General features: G+C 43.7%; 15 protein-coding genes. 3 read left to right on the forward strand and 12 right to left on the reverse strand.

What is annotated here, in order from left to right; all coding sequences use genetic code 11:
- Positions 1–331 precede the first annotated feature (331 nt).
- On the forward strand, positions 332–2,203 hold the full coding sequence (locus AC0NJP_RS12775; RefSeq protein WP_474700036.1) for a sigma 54-interacting transcriptional regulator: 1,872 nt from the start codon (positions 332–334) through the stop codon (positions 2,201–2,203).
- 8 nt (positions 2,204–2,211) lie between these two features.
- On the opposite strand, the gene AC0NJP_RS12780 is transcribed toward AC0NJP_RS12775, so the two are convergent.
- From AC0NJP_RS12780 to AC0NJP_RS12815, 8 genes are all read right to left on the reverse strand, one after another.
- Complete coding sequence (locus tag AC0NJP_RS12780; protein WP_474700037.1) at positions 2,212–2,883, reverse strand: Crp/Fnr family transcriptional regulator; 672 nt, start codon at positions 2,881–2,883, stop codon at positions 2,212–2,214.
- A 105-nt stretch (positions 2,884–2,988) separates the two neighbouring features.
- Positions 2,989–3,927, reverse strand: a complete 939-nt coding sequence (hpdA, locus tag AC0NJP_RS12785) for a 4-hydroxyphenylacetate decarboxylase activase (protein WP_474700038.1) — start codon at positions 3,925–3,927, stop codon at positions 2,989–2,991.
- Positions 3,928–3,936: 9 nt separating this feature from the next.
- On the reverse strand, positions 3,937–4,197 hold the full coding sequence (gene hpdC, locus AC0NJP_RS12790) for a 4-hydroxyphenylacetate decarboxylase small subunit (RefSeq protein WP_474700039.1): 261 nt from the start codon (positions 4,195–4,197) through the stop codon (positions 3,937–3,939).
- A 24-nt stretch (positions 4,198–4,221) separates the two neighbouring features.
- On the reverse strand, positions 4,222–6,909 hold the full coding sequence (hpdB, locus tag AC0NJP_RS12795) for a 4-hydroxyphenylacetate decarboxylase large subunit (RefSeq protein ID WP_474700091.1): 2,688 nt from the start codon (positions 6,907–6,909) through the stop codon (positions 4,222–4,224).
- A 212-nt stretch (positions 6,910–7,121) separates the two neighbouring features.
- Positions 7,122–7,718 carry a manganese catalase family protein gene (locus tag AC0NJP_RS12800; RefSeq protein ID WP_474700040.1) on the reverse strand — a complete coding sequence of 199 codons (597 nt, stop codon included), beginning with the start codon at positions 7,716–7,718 and terminating at the stop codon, positions 7,122–7,124.
- Positions 7,719–7,731: 13 nt separating this feature from the next.
- Complete coding sequence (locus tag AC0NJP_RS12805; protein ID WP_474700041.1) at positions 7,732–7,983, reverse strand: spore coat protein CotJB; 252 nt, start codon at positions 7,981–7,983, stop codon at positions 7,732–7,734.
- Between the two features lie 45 nt (positions 7,984–8,028).
- Complete coding sequence (locus tag AC0NJP_RS12810; protein WP_474039405.1) at positions 8,029–8,223, reverse strand: spore coat associated protein CotJA; 195 nt, start codon at positions 8,221–8,223, stop codon at positions 8,029–8,031.
- 157 nt (positions 8,224–8,380) lie between these two features.
- Entirely contained in the window at positions 8,381–10,144 is a 1,764-nt protein-coding gene (locus AC0NJP_RS12815) for a methyl-accepting chemotaxis protein (protein WP_474700042.1), read from the reverse strand.
- 285 nt (positions 10,145–10,429) lie between these two features.
- On the opposite strand from AC0NJP_RS12815, the gene AC0NJP_RS12820 reads away from it, so the two are divergent.
- Entirely contained in the window at positions 10,430–11,986 is a 1,557-nt protein-coding gene (locus tag AC0NJP_RS12820) for an ABC-F family ATP-binding cassette domain-containing protein (protein WP_474700043.1), read from the forward strand.
- 71 nt (positions 11,987–12,057) lie between these two features.
- Here AC0NJP_RS12820 and AC0NJP_RS12825 read toward each other — a convergent pair whose 3' ends face one another.
- The 4 genes from AC0NJP_RS12825 to AC0NJP_RS12840 form a co-directional block, all read right to left on the reverse strand.
- On the reverse strand, positions 12,058–13,677 hold the full coding sequence (locus AC0NJP_RS12825; RefSeq protein WP_474700044.1) for an ABC-F family ATP-binding cassette domain-containing protein: 1,620 nt from the start codon (positions 13,675–13,677) through the stop codon (positions 12,058–12,060).
- A gap of 139 nt (positions 13,678–13,816) precedes the next feature.
- Complete coding sequence (locus AC0NJP_RS12830; RefSeq protein ID WP_474700045.1) at positions 13,817–15,010, reverse strand: metallophosphoesterase; 1,194 nt, start codon at positions 15,008–15,010, stop codon at positions 13,817–13,819.
- Positions 15,011–15,012: 2 nt separating this feature from the next.
- Positions 15,013–16,695, reverse strand: coding sequence for a glutamine--tRNA ligase/YqeY domain fusion protein (locus AC0NJP_RS12835; protein ID WP_474700046.1), 1,683 nt, complete (start codon positions 16,693–16,695; stop codon positions 15,013–15,015).
- 69 nt (positions 16,696–16,764) lie between these two features.
- Positions 16,765–17,172, reverse strand: a complete 408-nt coding sequence (locus AC0NJP_RS12840) for a VOC family protein (protein WP_474039411.1) — start codon at positions 17,170–17,172, stop codon at positions 16,765–16,767.
- A 236-nt stretch (positions 17,173–17,408) separates the two neighbouring features.
- Here AC0NJP_RS12840 and AC0NJP_RS12845 point away from each other — a divergent pair, with 236 nt between their 5' ends.
- Positions 17,409–18,581 carry a M20 metallopeptidase family protein gene (locus AC0NJP_RS12845; RefSeq protein WP_474700047.1) on the forward strand — a complete coding sequence of 391 codons (1,173 nt, stop codon included), beginning with the start codon at positions 17,409–17,411 and terminating at the stop codon, positions 18,579–18,581.
- The last annotated feature ends 24 nt before the right edge of the window (positions 18,582–18,605 follow it).

Consider the following 18,605-nt stretch of genomic DNA (forward strand, 5'->3'; position numbering starts at 1 on the left):
GAATACCTCATCGCTCTAACGAATTTATATTTTTGCAATAACTATGCCAAATTCCAGCAATCACAAAAAAGTCAGATTTTACGCACATTTTCGCCAACCATCCCAAAAAGCACTTAGCTTCATTCGTAAAAAATTCTTTACGTATTTTTACATAAAATAATCCCCTCATTTCATTCTGACAGTCAGAAGTTGAGGGGATTGCTCTGCTACACGATTAAATGCCGTGACAATATTTGATTTTTTCCTTTAGCGACTGCTTTACTTTCCCACAAATTCAAGCTACATTTATAAATAATTATGATAAATACTTTGGGAACAGGAAGGAAGCTTCATGCGAAAAATCGCTTTTTTAACAGCTAGCGACACAGTTACGCAGCTTATAAAAAAATCCCTGGCAAATTTGCCGGGCCAAGAAGATGAAATTCTTATCGAAGCATTACGCTTTGAAGATATTATCAGCCAAGGCAAAGCCTTAGTTGACAGCGGCGTTCAAGTAATTATTACGAGTGGCGGAACGTATTTTGATTTATGCCGAGCAATTGATTCCATCCCCATTATCAATTTGTCGATTTCCACGAATGATATCATCTACACACTGAGTAAAATTCAAAACCACCACAGCTCTATTTATCTCCTGTTAAATGAGCGCATTCTCTTTGACCAGGATCGCTGTCAAGAAGTAATCGACAAAGAGATTCATCTTCTGCGTTATCAAGGAAAAGAAGATCTAGCGCTTCTCTTACAAAAAATCCCCGCTGACCCCACAGGCATTATCGTTGGCAGTGCCTTGCTAGCTCGCTTAACTGATGGCTCTGTTCCCACCGTGTCCATTATGCCAAGCTCGTCTACCATTTTATCGATTTACCAATATGCCCGAGACTTGATTGAACTAAATCTTCGCGACAATTATCGTCTTTCCGTACTAGAAGCCATTTTATCGAATATTGAAGACGGCATCTTATTTATTAATAGCGAGAAAAAAATCGCCCATGCAAACCAAAAAGCAGCCGATTATTTAGGCTTTTCGTTGACAGAAATTCCTGCATTAACGCAATTATTTCCTGATTTCAACCTGCAGACTATGACCTTTCCAACTAGAGAGCATGTAATCGAACGAGGCAAATATACTTTAATTATCCGTCTGTCTTCTTTTCCCGCCAATAAAACCAAAGAATATATCATCGTAATTCAGGATGTCAGCAAAATCCAAGCGTTAGAAAAAACAGTCCGAATGAAGCTGACCCAAAAAGGGTTAACAGCTGCCTATATATTTTCTGATATTCTTACGCAAAACAAAGCTATGAATGAACTAATTGCAACAGCGAGAACGATCGCCTGTCATGACTTTCCTGTTTTAATTCAAGGCCAAAGCGGAACAGGCAAAGAACTATTTGCTCAGAGTATTCATAACGAAAGTCCGCGCCGTAACGGCCCCTTTATTGCTGTGAACTGCGCCGCCCTGCCGGAAAACATTCTGGAAAGCGAATTATTCGGTTATGTAAGCGGCGCCTTTACGGGCGCTCGCAAAGAAGGCAAGGCAGGACTCTTTGAACTAGCTCATCAAGGCACGATCTTTCTTGATGAAATTAACAGTATGTCGTTACATTTGCAGTCAAAATTGCTGCGCGTTCTGGATACGAAAGAAGTCATGCGACTAGGATCTGATTATATAATTCCTTTAGATATCCGTATTGTTTCGGCAAGCAACAGCAATTTGACATCCGAAGTCCACCAGGGAAATTTTCGCCAAGATCTTTTTTTCCGCCTCAATACCTTTACCTTAAATCTCCCCAGCCTCAATGAACGCAAAGAAGATATTTTGTTTTTATTTAAGCATTTTATAGCCAAGCGGCGTAACGAGCCCTTAGAAAAAATCCAGCTCGCAAGCGAGCTAGAAGAAATACTTCTGAACCATAATTGGTGGGGCAATATCCGCGAATTAACCGGAGCAGTAGAGAAATATTTAATTTGGCAGGACAGGGATCAATATAAATATTTATTTGCGGAAACAAAACAAGAAGAAGCTTTACAAAAACCAGATCTCATTGATGATCAACTGCAAATAAACCTCAAAGAACTAAATAGTGTAATCGATAGCGTAATTATTCAAAATCTCCTTGATAAAGGACTCTCTAAAACACAAGTGGCTAAAGTATTAGGCGTAAGTCGTCAAACTCTGTTCAATAAAACAAAGAAACCTTGAAAAATTACTTATTCAAGGCGAATCGTACTTTCACTCTCTTGATTAAAGGCCTTAACATGGACAGCTAGCTTCTCAATATAAGCCTCATCAAGAATGAGAATACAGTTTTTCTCTTTCTTGATGATTTTTTTTGCAATCAAACGATTCATCACGTTATATAAACCTTTACGACTAATAGGGAAAAAATTACAAAGTTCCATTACGCTTTTAAATTGAAAGCGGTCAGCCTCGGCATTCTGTAATAGATAGAAAGCAAATAATTCTTCCGAACTAAAGAGATTCTTCATCATCAATTTTTTGTACATAATATAAATCCGATGACTTGTTTTATATAAAAAAAGCTTAAGAAATGCTGGATTCATTTTTAGCTTATCAAAGGTTGCTTGGTCAAGCTTTAAGAGTCGTACCGAACTGACGGCTTTCATATCGCAGGAAAAATTCTGTTCATAGATATAACTGATCTTGCCGACAAACTCATTTTCCGAAAGCTCATCAACAAGAAAACTCTTGCCATACTCCGTAATACACTCCACACGAACCGTTCCCTCAAGAATAAAGTAAATCTCTCGAAAATCTTCCTCAGAGCGAAGAATATATTGTCCCTTTTTATATTGGACAATAGCAATTACCGGCAAATACGCTTTAATATGTTCATAAATACAAGTATTAACTAACTCCACAGAGTATCCCCCACTCGCTCGTTCGTTTCTCTATCTTAATCATAATAAAAAACGATGAGGAATCGCAAGCAGCAATTCCTCATCGTTTTTCTTTATAAACACTCTTCAAAAAGGCGTATCATCACCAATATAGCAGGCTATATCGTGATTGAGATACAGATTTTGCAAGTTGTATAAAGTTTCCTCCGTTACATCGCCATGATTCATAAACTCGTAATTCTTGCCTAACTGCTGCCACTTCGTAGCGCCAAAGCGATGAAATTTCAGCAAGTTAATTTCATACAGATCATGTTGTTTCATAAAAGCAATTACGTGAAGGGCATTTTCTACACTGTCATTATATCCGGCAATCGTTGGCTGGCGCAATACGAGGCGCCCCTGCCACCCTGACGGCTTTAAAGCTGCAATATTGTCTAAAATCAACTGATTCGAAACCCCAGTTCCCTGGCGATGAGCCGATTCCTCCATATGCTTTACATCAATAAAAGCAAAATCAATTTTTTCTAATATTGCTAAAAAAACCGACTGTTTCGCATAGGCGCTTGTTTCGATCGCCGTATGAATCTGATGCTGCCGACAGCCTGCCAGGATCGCTAGTAAAAAGTCGGCCTGCAGCAAAGGCTCACCGCCAGAAAAAGTCACACCGCCTGTTGGTCCCCAATGGTTAAAATCACGGCGCAGTAACTGCAACAATTCCGCCACAGTATAAGTTTTAACACACTGCTTTAAGGCCTTATTGGGACAGAGTTCTATGCAGGAAAAAGTCGTGCAGTTCTGGCAAATCTCCCAGTCAAGCCGCGGCTTTCCTGTTGCTTGTAATGTAAGCGCTTCGTTCGGACAAGTGCCAGCGCAAGCCTGACAGCCTTTATCACCTTTACAAACCGCTTCGGCAAACAACAGATGGGGTCTCACAATCCAGCTTTCTGGATTGGCACACCACCGGCACTGTAGCGGACAGCCAGAAAAAAACACATTCGTTCGGCAGCCTGGCCCATCATGAACCGAAAAACTTTGTATATCAAATAAATAGCCTTTCTTTTCCATCAACTAACCTCAACGACCAGCATAGCCGCTGCAGGAAAAAGCGCCGCAAGTTGCATAAGCCCAGTGTTCTTTTTCTAAGCCCGTACAGGTCCCGACGCCATAACCGTCAGGATTACTAAAATGTTTGCAGTTACCGCATTTTTCCGCTGGCTTAAAGGCAGGACAAGCTTCGCTGCCTTCGCCGTCAATTACTACAAACTGTTTACTAATGGCGCACATGCCCTTTTCACAATCTAAGTTAATATAATTCTTACAGTCATAATGAGTCATAGTATTCGCCTCCGCTACAGATTATTATGCTTCGTCATATTCCGTCCGATAGATGACTTCATCTTGAATTGGTTTGCCAATTTCACACCAGTATTGCGTAAATCCGGCAACCCTCACCATGAGATCGCGATATTTCTCCGGCGCCTTTTGGGCATCACGCAACGTCGCACTATCTACGACATTAAACTGTACATGAAAACCGCCTTTTCGCATATAGGAGCGAACGACATCAAGCAGTTTTCTCGTGCCGCTTACGCCACGCACCGCCGAAGGATGCAGTTTTAAATTCATTTGCGAATTTTGATGAAGCGAATGGTCATAAACCGTAGCGGATTCAAAGATTGCATAGATTCCATTTTGATCCGTACCGGCAGCCGCTGACACGGAACCATCGGAATAGGTCGTCCCCGCTAGCCGTCCATCTGCTGTCGCTAACGTCACAAACCCCTGCGGCCCGTGTGTCGAAACAGAAATCTGGCAAAGATACAAGGGCTTGCCATAGTAAGAGCGATAACGCTGCGTCATTTCATGCATATAGTCATGATAGGCTTTAAAAATTTTATCGGCATAAGAATCGGCATTGCCATACTTGGGAGCGTTGAGACAAGCCGCAAAAATCTGTTCAAATTGAGCGCTCTCCGCCGTATTCTCGCGGTAATCCGGTGAATATACGCCTGTATCATAAGCTGTTTTAAAACCAAAGTTATGCAGCATCGCTTCGGTCATTGCCACTAAGGTAAAACGCTGCTTATCAAACACATTCTGTTTCAGCGAGGCTAAGGAATTAATGAAGGTAATGGTCCCGCAGGATTCGAAATTAATCGAAGCATTATAGCGAGCTCCCATTGTGCCAATATGTTTTCCTTTCGTAAAACAGTCCGGTTTTAAGAGCGAATTCACTACCGGCATATTATATTTACGCCAAATATCCATCTGTAAGTTATTACAACGATTGACTACCTCTGTAGTCAGTTCCATATAAGCTTTCCATTGATCTAGCATCGCTTCATAGGAATCAATCGACTGATTATGAGGTGGATAGACTTGCTTGCCAGTTCTGCGGTCAAAACCATTTGTCAAAACAAGTTCTAGCACCTTCGGCATCGCAATAAAGTGAACGCCTGTACCGCAAGTCGGTGAAGCGCCGCCAGGAATCATGGTGCGTTTGCCGTTATAGTCGAGCGGTAAAAAACAGCCTGGCGCCGATTCGAGACAGCCGCCCAAACACCAGGCTCTGGCATCATGCAGATCCATACCCTCCGGTCCATAATTACGCAGCATAAAATTCATACCAGTTTGGTTGTTCATCCAGGCGGGATAACCAAGACCCAGCTTCGTGCAAGACGCCGCTTTCATCAAGAAATCTTCCGGTGTCTTTTCGTCATATAAAATACTGAGCGTCGGCTGCGGCGTCTGATTGCGCATGCCTGCTTCAATAATCAAATACTCTAGCGGTGTTACTGCTGAGAGACCATCATAATTCTGACCGCCTAACGACAAGTTATTAAAGGTATTGCCTGATAAAACACCGCCAGAAACGCCAGCTGAAGCAAAACATTCAATACAAGTAATCTTAATGCGGTATAACTCCAAAAGTTCAATAACCGCTTCCTGATCCATCACTTGATCGATAATATCTTTTTCATAAAAGGGCTGAAGTACTTGGCCAAGCCGCCCTATCGACAGACCAGACTGCGGATCTTCATTGACAACGCCCAAGTGACAGCATAAAGTCAATTGCAGCGCTTCCCAAAACGAAGCGGGTTTCTTGTGAGCAATATTGCTCATCACTTCATCAATTTTCTCATAGTTTCGCCTAAGCGCCGCGTCGGTTTCAATCGATGCCAGATATCGAGCCTGTCGGGCATAGTTTTCACACCAAGTACTCAGCCCTTTAGTAATCTCTTTCATGGCTACATAATAGTACCCTCGGCTCATGCCAAAATCGCCGTCTTCCCCGGCTTCGCCCATGAGTTCCGCAATTTTTTCATCGCACATTTCCCTAATGCGATCAAAACCATATTGCAGCGGTAAATAATAATTCATGACTTCTCGTCCTTGGGGAATGGCAAAGGAGTCGAACATGCAGATAACACTGTCCATAATCTCTTTAAACTGGCTATAGCCTGGCGTCATTTGTGAATATTTATCACTCAATTCTTCCACGGAAATTCCTTTCCAAGGCTTTGCCGTCTTTACGAGAACCGGAATTTCCTCTTTACGCATGCCAAATTTCTTGGCAATCGAAATGACATTTCCCTGGCTTTGCGTTACATTGCCGCCGCCAGAGCCAACAACGCTGACGGAATCAGCTTCACTTTCCGCCGGCGCATCCACTTCTTGCATGAGCGCTTCTGCTTGGGCATTAAAAAAGCTGGCACAAACCCACGGAAAAGGAAAGGCGCCGCGAACATGCTTCGTTTTATTCATAACCAGTTTTTCATAAGGCAAAATAGTCGGTGTCATATGAGCTAACGAAGCCGCCACTGCTTTGGCTCGTCTTACCTCAAGAATTTCACCGTCATTTTCCCACCAAGTGCGGTTATACCAGTAAGCAGCCTCCATATCAGCCGTTACTTTGAGTGTATAGTAAATATCCATTAAATTTTTCGTACTTTCCTTCGGTTCAGGAATATCTGATTCTAATAAAGTATCCACATTGCCTACCGCAATGCCGCGCTTTTTTAAAATTTCCTGAATCCGGCTATCCATTTCACTCACAGCGCATCCCCCTTAGCATTTCATCTACTACTACTTTAGTATAAAATACCACAGAAGAGCAGTGTAAAGTACACACTTTTGAAAAGAAAATTATTTGAAATTTATGAACGAAGCAAGAATCAAAGAGCTTTATGAAAAAAAGGCCTGTGTTTCCTCGCCACAAGCCTTTCGCATCTTCTCAAATTACTCAATTTTTCGATTTTCTATTTCTTCATTTCACAGCCACACCAGGCATGCTTATTTTCATTCATCCACTGCTGCACCCGATCCAGTGTTTCGCCGAAGCGCTGGAAGTGGACGACTTCTCTTTCCCACAAAAAGCGCAGTGTATCTTTCACTAAAGGATCGCAGGTAGAATGAATCAAATGTTCATAAGTGGAACGGGCCTTTTGCTCGGCTGCCATATCTTCCGTTAAATCAGTAATCGGATCGCCTAAGCAGGCAATGTATTTTGCCGTCCAAGGTACTCCATTGGCATCGGTCCAAAAGAGTCCGTGGTCATGCTGCACATATTGACCACCCCAGCCAGCTTCCTGAAAGTCCTTCGGGTCAGCGCCATCAGTCAGTTTATAAACAAGACCGGCAATCATCTCCATATGGGCTAATTCTTCCGTACCAATATCAGTGAGTACAGCTTTCGCTGCCCCTGAAGGCATAGAATAGCGCTGATTTAAGTAGCGCAGCGAGGCAGATAGTTCCCCATCAGGGCCGCCGTATTGGGTAATCACCAGCTTGGCAAAAGCGACATCGGGACGGCTGACCCGTACGGGATGCTCCATTGTCTTTTCATAAATCCACATTGTTTCTCCCCCTCTACATTTGCCAGGGCCAGGGCTGATCGGCCCAATCCCATTTGCCTTCGACGCCGTGATGACCTAACCATAGGAGTGATCCAAATTCATTCATATACTCATTTAGGTAACGTTCAAGCACCTCTACGGCGCAATTATAGTCGTCAAGGGCTTCCTTGTCGCAGGGATGAGTATCTAAATATAAGGCAAGCTCAATGGCGACAAATTGTATTTCCTGGATCTTTTTCAATAACGCCATTTGGTCGCATTCCATAACAGGCTCCCCTCCGTTTTTAATCGCTCAGTCTTGGCTCCGTTGCTATTTGGGAATTGGATACACGCCAAATAGCTCAGGAAATAAGGTTCCTTTACATAAAGCTTCCGCCGGTTTATAGGCGCGTTTATAAAACTGCCAAGGAACATAAGCATGAGCCAATACAAAGCGACCTTCGCGGCTCACAGCGTCTTCTTGGCAATCGGCAAGAAATTCATCATCTTGATATAGTTCTTCCATAAAATAAGCCTCCTTTACAATAACTCGCCTTCTTCCTTATGTTATGTGAAGGCGACTAAAAAAGTTTCCGCACCTTAAAAGAAAAAGCGATAGACAGGATTCTTACTCGCTAAGAATTCTCGTCTATCGCTGCTCTATTTTTCATTATAGCTAACCGTTATACCCGGAAAGACTTGATGACCGTTTCCATTTTCTCAGCCATGAGCGCTAACTCACGACTGAAAGCGGCAATTTCCTGCATAGATGCTAATTGTTCCTCTGTCGCATCCGATACGGTCTGAGCCCTTTGCGCCGATTGCTTATTTAAAGATTCAATGGCTTGAACTGATGTAACAATTTTTTGGCTTCCCTGCGCCATAGTTTGAATCGCTGCGGCAATTTCTTTGATTTGTCCTGATACGTCTAAAACAAGCTGACGAATGCCATCAAAAGCTGTTTCGGCCTCTTGAACAACTTCAGAGCCGCGTTTGACTTCTTGACGACCTTTTTCCATAGCCTCGACAGCTCTCCCAGTATCGTGTTGCACTTCACCAATCAAAGCTGTAATTTTTTTCGCCGCCTCTGCTGACTGCTCGGCTAGCTTGCGAACTTCTTCAGCTACTACGGCAAAGCCTTTACCTTGTTCTCCGGCTCGTGCCGCTTCAATTGCCGCATTTAAAGCAAGCAAATTAGTCTGACCGGCAATACCGACAATGGTGCCAATAATTTCGCCAATCTCACTAGACCGATTGCCAAGCTGCCCGATTACTTGTGCGGAATGATCTACTGTTGTTTCAATCTGTCCCATTTGGGCAATAGCCCGCCCCATAGAGTCACGTCCTGCATCAGCTCGATTTGCTGCGGTTATGGCTTTATCGGAAGCATTATTGGACTGCGAAGCAATCTGTTTAATAGATGTTGAAAAACCTTCTACAATATTAGAAACCAGATTAACAGCTTCTACTTGCTCTTGCGTCCCTTGTACTACATCAGTGATTGCCACTGCTACTTGATTGGATGCTTCGGCTGATTGATCGGAGTTTTCCATAAGCTGCTGTGAAGCCATAGCCACCTGAGTAGAAGACCCTGATATGGTTTTGAGTAAATTATTTAAATTCGCTTTCATCGCATTAAAAGCGGTTGCCAAAGCGCCAATCTCGTCAGACCGCTCCATAACAATATCGTCTACACTCAAATTCCCTCGAGCAATTTCACTCACATTTCTTTCAATGGCAATAATCGGATCGGCAACCTTTTTACTAATAGCCAGAGCCATGGAAAGTAAAATAACAAAACTTAAAACGCTGACCCCGCCAAGGACAACAATATTTCGCATCATTTGCTGATTGTATTCAGCAGTTTTTGCGGCAACAAGCTTATCAATATCTTCAATCCAGTTTCCTGTACCAATGACCCAGCCATAGGGCTTAAATAGCAAACTATAACTGCGTTTTTGCAGCGCTTCCTGTTGATTGGGTTTAGGAAACCAGTAATCCGTATAGCCGCCGCCTGCTTTTTTCCCATTCGCAATGATGTCTTGAATAAATTTATTACCTTTCTTATCGACATCATCAAAACGACTCTTGCCTTCTGTCGGACGCCCTAACAGAACAATATTGACGCCTTGTTCTGTATCAATCCAAAAATAGTTTCCACCAGCAAAACGAAGTTCGCGAACAATATCGGCAGCTCGTTTTTTCGCTTCCGCTTCCGGCAATAGCCCTTTTTGCTGCTGCTGATAGATTGTATCAACAAGCGTATAGGCTACTTCTACCTGATTTTTTATATCATAATCGAATTGCTCCATAAGTACCGAACGATATTCCTGTAAATCTTTTTTCTCCTTTTGCATGGTGTCAAAAAGGTAATACCCGCTTAAAATCAAGACAACAGTCAAACCGGTTCCCAAAAACGCTACAATCAATTTTTGTTTTAAGTTCATTTCGGCAAACCTCCCCCGCTTAATCCTAACTCTAACACCGTTTTGTCGTTCTTGCGCTTTTTGTAATAAATTCTCGAAAAAAAACATTTTACCTGCTACTATTCCGGTTCAGAAACCAAGGAAACAATCAAAATAGTCGAAAAATTACTTTTTCGCCATAAAAATAACTCTTCCGCTATTCTCCTACCGAAAGAGCCTTGAATTCTTGGCCTTTCTCCTGTATGATCGTTATAGCAAATAAGTAAATCTTTGATCCAACAAAATCTTATCTTACAGGAGTTATGCATGAGTGTTTTAACTGTTGAAAATGTAACCCACGGCTTTGGCGCCCGTAAAATTCTTGAAGACGCCTCCTTCCGCCTCCTAAAGGGCGAACATGTCGGTCTTGTCGGCGCCAACGGCGAAGGCAAATCGACCTTTTTAAATATTATTACTGGTGAATTAACGCCTGATGCCGGTAAAGTGGAATGGGCCCGCCGCGTCACGGTAGGCTATTTAGACCAGCATACGGTACTAACAGAGGGAAAAACGATCCGGGATGTATTGCGCGATGCCTTCAAGGGTATGTATGATTTAGAAGCGGAAATGCTCAGTCTCTATGACAAAATGGGTGACGCTTCACCGGAAGATCTTGACAAAATGATGGAAGATGTCGGCGAAATTCAAAGCATCCTTGAAGAAAATGGGTTTTATATCCTTGATACGAAAATCGAAGAAGTAGCAGGCGGCCTCGGCCTACGTGACATTGGTCTCGATCGCGAAGTGCAGGATCTCAGCGGCGGCCAGCGTACCAAGGTTCTCCTTACCAAACTACTTTTAGAAAACCCTAGTATCCTCATTCTAGACGAACCGACAAATTATCTCGACGTCGAACACATTGAATGGCTGAAACGGTATTTGCAGAACTATGAAAACAGCTTCATTCTTGTGTCCCATGACATTCCGTTCTTAAATTCTGTCGTCAATGTAATCTATCATGTAGAAAACACGCTTCTCACCCGCTATACAGGCGATTATGAGCAATTCCAGCAGCTCTACTCGATCCGTAAGGATCAGGAGCAAAAAGCCTATGAGCGGCAGCAACAGGAAATTGATAAGCTTGAAGACTTCATTGCCCGCAACAAAGCCCGTATCTCCACAACAGGCCGGGCGAAAAGCCGCCAAAAGCAGCTTGATAGAATGGAAATTCTCGAAAAACCCCGAGAAAAACCAAAACCAACTTTCCGCTTTATGGAAGCCCGTACGCCGTCACGGACGATTGTGGAAGCCAAAGATCTTGTCCTTGGCTACAATGAACCGTTGACCAAACCTGTAGATATTCTCTTGGAACGCGGGCAAAAGGTAGCGATTCGCGGCGTAAATGGCCTTGGTAAGAGTACGCTTCTAAAAACACTGCTTGGCATCATTCCACCGGTCTCAGGCAAGATTGACCAGGGCGAGTTTTTAGAGACTGGCTACTTTGAGCAAGAATCTGGCCGGAATAACAGCAATACAGCCATTGAAGAGATCTGGCAAGATTTCCCTGGTTTGACGAACTATGAAGTCCGCTCTGCCTTAGCTCGCTGCGGTCTTACCAATGAGCATATTACGAGCCAGATGATGGTCTTAAGCGGCGGTGAAAACGCCAAAGTCCGTCTCTGTAAGCTCATGCTCAGAGAAATCAACTGGCTGGTGCTTGACGAACCGACAAACCATCTGGATGTAGAAGCAAAAGCGGAACTAAAAAAAGCCTTAATCGACTTTAAAGGAACCGTTCTGCTTGTCTCCCATGAGCCTGAATTCTATGAAGATTGGGTCACTCATGTTTGGAATGTAGAAAATTGGACGACGAAAGTGATTTAAATGACTATGTAAACAACGAAAGCCGGAGAACAGTGAATACACTGTCTCCGGCCTTGTTATTTTGCGTTGGTTTAGGCACGCCCATACAGAACGTCAAGCTGTTCTTTTACATCAGGGTTTTCCAAATATTCATCATAGGTCATACGGCGGTCAAAGAGGCCATTTGGCGTAATTTCCATAATACGATTCGCAATGGTCTCAACAAACTGATGGTCATGGGATACGAATAGAATCGTTCCTTTATTATTAATCAGACCATTATTGAGAGACGTAATCGACTCTAAATCCAAGTGATTGGTAGGCTCATCTAACAGCAGCACATTAGCGCCGCTCAGCATCATCTTAGCTAGCATACAACGAACCCGCTCGCCGCCTGATAATACATTGGCCGATTTTTGCGTTTCTTCCCCGGCAAAAAGCATCCGGCCCAAGAAGCCGCGGATAAAGGTCTCTTCCTGATCTTTCGAAAAAGGACGAAGCCAGTCCACCAAATTATCTTCTGTATCGAAATAAGCAGAGTTATCTTTAGGGAAATACGCCTGTGAGGTCGTAACGCCCCATTTAAAGCTACCGGAATCTGGTTCGATTTCTCCCATCAATACTTGAAACAATGCTGTCTTCGCTTGTTCATCTGGGCCGACAAAAGCAATTTTATCGCCTTTGGTAACCATAAAGCTAAGATCCTTAAAAATCTGTACGCCATCGATCGTCAAGCTCAAGTTTTCTACTGTCAGCAGTTGATCGCCTGCTTCTCGGTCGGCTTTAAAGTCAACATAGGGATATTTACGCGTAGACGGCTTAATATCTTCTAACGTAATTTTTTCAAGCTGTTTTTTTCGCGACGTAGCCTGTTTGGCTTTTGAAGCATTCGAACTAAAGCGCTGAATAAAGCTTTGCAGCTCTTTCATCTGATCTTCTTTTTTCTTGTTCGCGTCTTTGGCTAATTTTAAGGCTAGTTGACTGGATTCCTGCCAGAAATCATAGTTGCCCACATAAAGCGTAATATTGCCAAAGTCAATATCGGCAATATGAGTACAAACTTGATTTAAGAAATGGCGGTCATGGGATACGACGATAACTGTATTTTGAAAATCGGCTAAGAAGTTTTCCAGCCAGCGAATCGAAGCAATATCAAGGTGATTTGTCGGTTCGTCCAAAAGCAGAATATCAGGATTACCAAAAAGCGCCTGCGCTAAGAGAACACGTACTTTTTCCTGTCCGTCAAGTTCAGCCATTTTTTTATAATGATAATCTTCGCCAATGCCCAGACCATTTAAGAGCTGTGCCGCTTCACTTTCCGCTTCCCAACCGTTGAGTTCCGCAAACTCGCCTTCTAATTCAGCCACTTTCAAGCCGTCTTCATCAGAGAAATCGGCTTTGGCATAGAGAGCTTCCTTCGCTTCCATAATCTCAAAGAGGCGAGAATGTCCCATAATAACCGTCTTTAAAACCTCATGCTCGTCAAATTCAAAGTGATCTTGCTTTAATACAGCAAGACGTTCCCCTGGGGTAATAATAACTTCACCTGATGTTGATTCTTCTTCGCCTGATAAAATCTTCAAAAAAGTGGATTTTCCAGCGCCATTAGCGCCGATTAAGCCATAGCAGTTGCCTGGCGTAAATTTAATATTTACATCTTCAAAGAGCGCCCGTTTGCCGTAGCGCAGAGTTAACCCGCTTGTACTGATCATTTTCCTACCATCTTTCTGTAAAAATTCGTTATAAACAATAATATCTCACTATAGCATAAAAAAAAGGGAAAGTCGAATTCGAATTTTTTTCTTTACAAAAAAACAGCAGCGATGAATTCCACTGCTGTTCGTAAAAGCTTTATTTAGTTGCAAAAGTAAATAGCGTCACCTCAGCCGGACAGCCAAGGCGAAACGGAAGCCACTGGCCTGTCCCCGGGCTCACATAGCCGTAGCAGCCCTGATCTTCATACATGCCTAGCATATACTTATACTGCACTGGCGATAAAGATCGGCCAAAAGCGGCAATTTGTCCACCATGCGTATGGCCAGATAACGTTAACGGAACTTTCGCCGCAAAGGCTTCCGTAAAATAGTCAGGATGATGCGCCAAGAGAATCGTAAAGGCACCAGAAGGAATCTTACTAAGCGCTTGCTCTAAATCTTTTTGACGAATCTGATCTGAGTCAGCGGTGGTCTTCCCCCAAGGATAATCAACTCCTGCTAAATAAACGGGAGTATCTCCCGGCAGAAGCAGTCGACTGTTGTTATCAAGCAAAGTCACGCGACTCTCTCGGATAGCTCGTTCAATTAAGGGCTTATTGCGAAAGTATTCATGATTGCCCCAACAAAAGAAAATTCCTTGCGGAATAGACGGGCTAAGCGCATTAAGCTTAGCAATCGCTGCCGTTAAAAGATCGAGGTCATCAATCAAATCACCAGTAATCACTAACAGATCCGGCTCCTCAGCTTTGACCAGCGCTAACGCTTCATCCAACTTTTCTAAGGGAAAGAAGGGACCTAAGTGGGCATCACTGATTTGGGCAATCTTGAACTGAGCTAAAGACGCTGGTAGCTGCGCAAATTTCACTTGCTGCTTGACCGCATCGAGTCTTGTTTCTCCGTCTACAACACCCTTTGCCGCCAGCCCAAAAGAAGTGAGCGACAATAAGCCAGCCGCTCCGCCCAAAAAGCGACGCCGCGATAGACCGCCTGAACGTGAATCGCTAGAACTCAGCCTGTTAGCCATAACCGTAAGCAAAAAGACAGCGCCTAAGAATAAAGTGAAAAAAACTTGTCCGATCATCACCGCATAAGCACCGTCGAGAAGCACACGGAATATAGGCGTAATCGCCAGACTAGAAACCTTTAGCGCGCGGGGGATAAAAACCATGCCAAAGGAGAGCAGCGAAAGAATCCAGAAAGCCTTGCGCCAGGGCCGATACGCCTCTGCCCAACACTTACGACACAACAAATCGTTCACAGCAAGAATCACCATAGGCAGCGATACAAAGAGCAGTAAGAAAATATAGGAAGGTCCTGGCGTCTGTGTCATAATCAGCCTTTATTCGCTTTAGCCCAGCTGTCACGAAGCGAAACAATCCGATTAAAGACAAGCTGATCTGGTTTCGAATCAACTGTATCAGTGCAGAAATAGCCCTGCCGTAAAAATTGATAGTGCGTACCACCAACACTTGTCGCTAAGCTCGGTTCAGCCATACAGCCCGTAAGAGTTTCCAATGAATTGGGGTTTAGCGTTTCTTTAAAATCCTTTGCATCAGCATCGTCGTCGTCGAGCAGCAAATAGTCATACAAACGAACGGTTGCCTTCACAGCTTGAGCTGCCGCTACCCAATGAAGCGTTCCTTTAATTTTCCGGCCTGCCGTAGCCCCGCCGCTCTTGCTCTCGGGATCGTAAGTGCAGCGAACTTCTACTACCTCGCCAGTAACCGGATCTTTAATCACTTCTTCACATTTAATAATATAAGCATGTTTCAACCGGACTTCCTGGCTTGGCGTCAACCGGAAAAATTTCTTCGGCGCTTCTTCCATGAAATCTTCCTGTTCAATATAAAGCTCGCGGGAAAACGGCACCGTTCTCTCACCCATTTCCGGATGGGCTGGATGATTTTCCGCTGGTAGCTCTTCTACCTGACCTTCAGGATAATTGGTAATCACTATTTTTAATGGATGCAGTACGACCATGGCCCGGGCAGCCGTTTCATTGAGATCTTCCCGCACACAATGTTCCAGCATGCCAATATCAACTAAACTATTGCTTTTTGCCACACCGATGCGTTCGCAAAAATCACGAATCGCCGCAGGCGTATAGCCACGACGACGCAAACCGGAAATCGTCGGCATCCGGGGATCATCCCAGCCGCTAACCAGTTTTTCTTCGACAAGCTGGCGCAATTTACGCTTGCTCATAACCATATGAGTCAAATTTAAACGAGCAAATTCAATCTGGCGTGGTGGATTTTCCCATTGCAGACTAGCAAGAACCCAGTCATACAACGGACGATGATCTTCAAATTCCAAGGTACAAATCGAATGGCTCACCTTTTCAATGGCGTCAGAAATAGGATGGGCAAAATCATACATGGGATAAATGCACCACGCATCACCGGTTCGGTGATGATGGGCCCGTAAAATACGATATAAAGCAGGATCGCGCAAATTGAGGTTTGGTGAAGCCATATCAATTTTAGCGCGCAATACTCGCGAACCATCAGGGAATTCGCCCGCCTTCATCCGCGCAAACAAGTCGAGATTTTCTTCTACTGACCGGTTGCGATAAGGGCTGTCTTTGCCTGGTTCCGTCAAAGTGCCGCGATACTCACGCATTTCCGGCGCTGATAAATCACAAACATAAGCTTTTCCTGCTTGAATCAATTTAACCGCACATTCATAGAGCGTATCAAAATAATCAGATGCGTAAAACATGCGATCATCCCAGTCAAAACCGAGCCAGCGCACATCTTCTTTAATAGATTCTACATATTCTACTTCTTCTTTGCTAGGATTTGTATCATCAAAGCGCAGATTGCATAAGCCTTGGTTTTCCCTAGCCAAACCGAAATTGAGGCAGATTGATTTGGCATGGCCAATATGAAGATAGCCATTCGGTTCTGGTGGAAACCGTGTATGAACCGTCTTCGTGCCATTCGGCTTCTGTAAGTCTTCATTAATTATATTTTGTATAAAGTTAGCTGGTAGTGTAGTATTTATTGTTGTCATAGCCCTAACTCCTCATGAAAATTTAGCGTAATTGGCATACTTCTCCAAAAAAACGGATTTTCCTCCCTTTTATTTAAAAGAGTCGTAAATTGCCTGATATTCAGGCGTCGCCGGAATGAGGGTATAGATGTAGACGAGAACACCATTGGGATCGAGCACGACAAAACTGCGTTCTCCCCATTGCTTATTCTGTAATTTCTGATAGATATGAAGTCCTTCTTCCTCTAATCGCTTGTACTCGGCATCCACATCATCAACCTGGAAAGATAACACAAGACCTTTACCGTTAAAATACATACCTTCTTCCCGCTCTGGTAAGGTAAAACTGATGCCGACAGAAGGCAGTTCTTTCGATACAAGCTCTACATACCAGTCACTTTCATAAACGAGCCGAAAATCAAAATGTTTCATATAGAATTCTTTCGACTCTGTTAATTTCTCGGTACTTATGGTCGTGTCCACCCGTTTCATCTTCATATAAATCCCCCTTAACCCTTTCGATACTAGTGTAGACATATATTACTAAAAAGATTCTGTAAGGAAAAGCTTTTTCCCTGCCTTGCCGCAATGAAACCACTCAAAATCCAGGAAAAGGCAGGAAAATCAAAGTCGATCTAGTATAGTTATATTTATGTTTACTCTTACAGGTTCGGCTTTATTTTCACTTCGTATCTGTAAACTTAATATACCCATTGTCATTGGAGGTTGTATTCATGGATTCACTGAAAAAACTGGCCCAAAAACACCATGAGTCAGTCATCGCCCTGCGTCGCCATTTCCATATGCATCCCGAGCTCAGCGCTCAGGAGTTCAATACGCAGAAAAAGATCATGGAAGTTTTAACGGAACTGGGACTTACGCCCAAAGCAATTGCGAAAACTGGAGTTATGGCCGACTTAAAAGGTGCAAAGCCAGGCCGTTGTATCGCCATTCGCGCCGATATGGATGCCCTCAAGCTGCAAGATGAATGCGGCAAACCCTATCAATCGCAAAATTCCGGCGTATGCCATGCCTGTGGCCACGACGGCCATGTAGCAATGCTTCTCGGCGTAGCTAAAGTACTTGTCGACTATAAAGAAAATTTAAGCGGTACGATTCGCTTTTTATTCCAGCCTTCCGAGGAGCACTTCCCCGGCGGCGCTATTTTCATGATTCAAGATGGCGCTTTAGAAGGCGTTGACGCTATTATTGGCGCCCACCTCTGGCAGCCTGTACCGTCTGGTTCGATTGGCATCAAGAGCGGCCGTTTCATGGCCTCGCCTGATGAGTTCACGATTACCATTCAAGGCAAAGGCGGCCACGGCTCCATGCCGCATCAAACCATTGATGCCTTACTAGTGGCTTCGCAGATTGCTGTTGCATTAAATACAGTAGTCAGCCGTAGCATTGACCCCTTAGAACAGGCTGTTCTCTCCCTTGGTTATCTTCATTCAGGCGATACCTTTAATATCATCCCGGACAAAGCGGTTATCAAGGGAACGGTTCGCTCTTTTGATCGGTCGATCCACAATCTAATCTTTGACCGCATTCACGCAATTACGAAAGGGATTTGCGAAAGCGCTGGCGCAACCTATACGATTGACACCGTAGACAGTTACCCTGCACTCATTAATGAGGAAACAACGACCAATGCCATTATTCAAGCCGCTAAAGAATCGTTGGGAGAAGACAAAGTAATTGCTGTCAATCCAAGCATGGGCGCTGAAGATTTCTCCTATTACGTAGAAAAAGTACCAGGAGCCTTTATGTTTGTCGGCATTGCCAATGAAGCCAAAGGCATTGTCTACCCGCAACATCATCCCAAATACGATATTGATGAAGACGCCTTAGCCTATGGTATGGAAGTTATGGCTCGTACTGCTGCCAATTTGGCCGCAGAAAAATAACAAACACAACCAAGAAAAAGGACT

This window comes from Pelorhabdus sp. sgz311002 (assembly GCF_056134285.1).